The sequence below is a fragment of the Actinacidiphila acidipaludis genome, from assembly GCF_019890725.1.
GTDB lineage: Bacteria > Actinomycetota > Actinomycetes > Streptomycetales > Streptomycetaceae > Actinacidiphila > Actinacidiphila acidipaludis.
Window position 1 is genome coordinate 1 of the sequence record NZ_JAINZZ010000121.1, and the last position, 3,997, is coordinate 3,997.

General features: G+C 74.7%; 2 protein-coding genes. Both read left to right on the forward strand.

Annotated elements, in window-relative coordinates; genetic code table 11:
- Window positions 1–2,558 (forward strand): amino acid adenylation domain-containing protein (locus tag K7862_RS36855; protein WP_222970137.1); only part of this gene is annotated, 2,558 nt, incomplete at its 5' end.
- Between the two features lie 26 nt (window positions 2,559–2,584).
- A partial coding sequence (locus K7862_RS36860; RefSeq protein ID WP_262414377.1) for a condensation domain-containing protein occupies window positions 2,585–3,997 on the forward strand: 1,413 nt, incomplete at its 3' end.

Below are 3,997 nucleotides of genomic sequence, written 5' to 3' on the forward strand. Positions count from 1 at the left end.
TCCCCGAGGGCACGTTCAACGCCCTCTTCGAGGCGCAGGCCGCCCGGACGCCGGGCAACACCGCGCTGGTGGACGGCGACGTCACGGTGTCGTACGCCGAGCTCAACGCCCGGGCCAACCGCCTGGCCCGGCATCTCGTCGCGCGCGGCATCGGACCGGAGCGGACGGTGGCGCTGGCACTGCCGCGCTCGGTGGACCACGTCACCGCGCTGCTCGCGGTGCTCAAGTCGGGGGCCGCGTTCCTGCCGATCGCGGCGGACCACCCGGCCGAGCGGATCGCCCACATGCTCCAGGACGCCCGCCCCGCGCTGATGATCGCCGCCGACGGTTTCTCCCCGGACGTGCCGGGCGACGCGGCGCCCGAACTCCTGGTGCTTGACGAGGCGTTGTGGGCCGGCCTGCCGGAGCACGACGTCACCGACGCCGAGCGGACCGCGGCGCTCACCGTGGACCACCCGGCGTACGTCATCTACACCTCCGGCTCGACCGGCACCCCCAAGGGCGTCGTCGTCACGCACCGCGGCCTGGCGAGCTTCGCCGCGACGCACGTGGCGCGGATGGGCATCGACGAGACCAGCCGCGTGATGCAGTGGGTCGCCGTCACCTTCGACCCGTCCGTGGGCGACGTCGCAATGACGCTGACCGCCGGGGCGAGCCTGGTGCTGTCCGCCGGTCCGCGGCAGCTCGTGGGCGAGGAACTGGCCGCGGTGGTCGCCGAGGCGGGCTGCACCCACCTCTCGCTGTCCGCGGCGGTCCTGGCCACGCTGCCGGACCCGGACACCTCCGGGCTGCGGACCGTGGTGGTCGGCGGCGAGACGCTGCCGGCCGAGCTGGTCGCCCGCTGGTCGCCCGGCCGCCGGATGATCAACGCCTACGGGCCGACGGAGGCCACCATCGCCGCGACGATGAGCGATCCGCTCTCGCCCGCGCCGACGGCACCGCCCATCGGCCGCCCGGTGTGGAACACCCGGGTCTACGTCCTGGACGCGGCGCTCGCCCCGGTTCCGCCCGGCACGCCGGGCGAGCTGTACATCGCGGGCGACGGACTGGCCCGCGGCTACCTCAACCGCCCGTCGCTGACGGCGGAACGCTTCGTCGCCAACCCCTTCGGCCCGGCCGGTGCCCGCATGTACCGCACCGGCGACATGGTCGCCTGGAACGCCGAGGGCGCGCTGGAGTTCCTCACCCGCACCGACGGCCAGGTCAAGATCCGCGGCTTCCGGGTGGAGCTCGGCGAGGTCGAGGCCGTCCTGACCGGGCACCCCGCCGTGGACCGGGCGGCCGTCGTCGCCCGCGACGACCCGCAGGGCCGCCGCCAACTCGTCGCCTACGCCGTCCCGGTGGACGGCGCCGGTGACGCGGCCGACCCGGCCGCGCTGCGCCGCCACATGAGCGAGACGCTGCCCGGCTACATGGTGCCGGCCGCCGTCGTCCTGCTGGACGCGCTGCCGCTGACCTTCAACGGCAAGCTCGACCGCAAGGCGCTGCCGGAGCCGGACTTCGCCGCCGGCTCGGTCCGCCGGGCGCCGCGCGACGCCCGCGAGGAGGTGCTGTGCGGGCTCTTCGCCGACGTGCTGGGCCTGCCCGGTATCGGGATCGACGACAGCTTCTTCGACATGGGCGGCCACTCGCTGCTCGTGGTGGACCTGGCCGCGCGCATCCGGACGGCCCTCGGCGCCGAGGTGACCATCCGCACGCTGTTCGACACGCCGACGGTCGCCGGTCTCGCCGCGCGGCTGGAGAGCGGTGGCGTCGACGGCGACGCCCTCGACGTCCTGCTGCCCATCCGGTCGGCCGGCTCCCTCCCGCCGCTGTTCTGCGTCCACCCGGGCATGGGCATCGGCTGGCCGTTCTCCGGGCTGCTGCGCGGCCTCGACGAGGACCGGCCGCTGTACGCCGTGCAGGCACGCGGGCTGCTCGACACCGCGGACCTGCCGGACACCGCGGAGGACCTGGTCACCGGCTACCTGGAACGGATCAGGTCGGTGCAGCCCGAGGGCCCGTACCACCTGCTGGGCTGGTCGTTCGGCGGCGCCGTCGCCCAGGCGCTGGCGGCCGAGCTCCAGGCGGCGGGCCAGGAGGTCGCGCTGCTGTGCCTGCTGGACGCCTACCCGCTGGACGTCAACCCGGCGGCGGAGAAGCCCGACTGGCAGAGGTTCCTGGCCGAACTGCTGGAGACGGCCGGCGGTACCGCCGCCGCACCCGGAGCGGAGGCCGCCCCGCCGCTCGACGCGGCCGACGTGATGGCGGCGCTGCGCGCCGCCGGCTCCCCGCTGGCGGCGCTGGACGCCGAGCGGCTGGAGAACGTCTACGCGGTCTACACCAACCTCATCCGGATCAGCGAGGACTTCGCGCCGGGCCGGTTCGGCGGCGACATGCTCTTCCTCCGCGCCGCCGGCTCGCCCCTCGGCATCGACCCGATGACGTGGCAGCGGTTCGTCGGCGGCCGGGTCGAGGTGCACGACGTGGCCTGCGGCCACGGAGAGATGACACAGCCGCACGCGGTCGACCAGTTCGCGCCGGTGCTGCGCACGAAGTTGAGGAGCACCGCCCGGTGACCCCGGAACCAACCGAGGAGACAAGCATGTCCGACACCGCGTCCGTCGCGGCCCCGGCGGCGGAGGCCCCGGCCGAGGTCCGGCTGCCGCTGACCGCCGCGCAGTCCGGCATGTGGTACGCGCAGCGCATGGCCCCGGACAGCCCGATCTACAACGGCGGGCAGTACCTGGAGATCCACGGCCCGGTCGACGAGGCGCTGTTCGACGCCGCGCTGCACCAGGTCGTCCGGGAGACCGACGCGCTGCGCACCCGGTTCGCCGAGCGGGCCGACGGCCTGTGGCAGATCGTCGACCCGGACCCGGAGTGGTCGCTGCGGGTCGTCGACCTCAGCGCCGAGGACGACCCGCAGGCCGCCGCCGAGTCCTGGATGTGGGACGACCTGGCCCGGCCGGTGGACCTCCTCGCCGGGCCGCTGTTCCTGTTCGCGCTCGTCAAGGCCGCCCCCGACCGGTACTTCTGGTACCTGCGCTGCCACCACATCGCCCTGGACGGCTTCAGCAGCGCGCTGGTGGCCCAGCGCGTCGCGGAGGTCCACTCGGCGCTGGCGGCCGGGACCGACGTCCCGCCGAACCCGTTCGGGCCGCTGGCCGCGCTCGTCGCGGAGGACACCGCGTACCGCGCCTCCGACCGCTTCGCCCTCGACGGCGCGTACTGGCGCGAGCACCTCGCCGACCGCCCCGAGCCGGTGAGCCTGTCCGGCACGCAGCCGTTCCTGCCGCGCCGGCTCACCCGCCGCAGCGCGCGGATCGGCCCGGAGACCGCCAAGGCCCTGCGCGCGGCGGCCGACGAGGCGGGCGTGCCCTTCCCGCCGGTCGTCACCGCCGTCTTCGCCGCGTACCTGCAGAGCCTGACCGGCGGCACGGAGGCCGTCGTGGGCCTGCCGGTCACCACCCGGCTGGGGCGGACGGCGCGGACCACGCCCGGCATGGTCTCCAACATGCTGCCGCTGCGGCTCTCCGTCCGCCCCGGCATGAGCCTGCGCGACCTGCTGGTCCACGTGTCGGGCGAGATGCGCCGCACGATGCGCCACCAGCGCTACCGGTACGAGGACGTCCGGCGCGACCTCGGGCTGCTGGGCGACGACCAGCGACTGGTCGGCCCGCACGTCAACATCATGATGTTCGGCGACGCGCTGCGCTTCGCGGGACACCGCAGCAGCGCGCACACCCTCAACCTCGGCCCGGTCGACGACCTGTCCGTCGTCGTGCACGAGCAGGGGGACGACGGCAGCCTGAGCATCGACTTCGAGGCCAATCCGGACCTGTACACCGGGTCCGAACTCGCGGGCCACCAGGAGCGGTTCCTCAACTTCGCGGACACGCTGGTGCGGGGTGGCATCGACGCCCCGGTGGGACGGGCGGAGCTCATGCTGCCCGCCGAGACCCGCCGGGCGCTCACCGAGTGGACCAACGAGGTGACGGCGGCGCCGTCCACCACG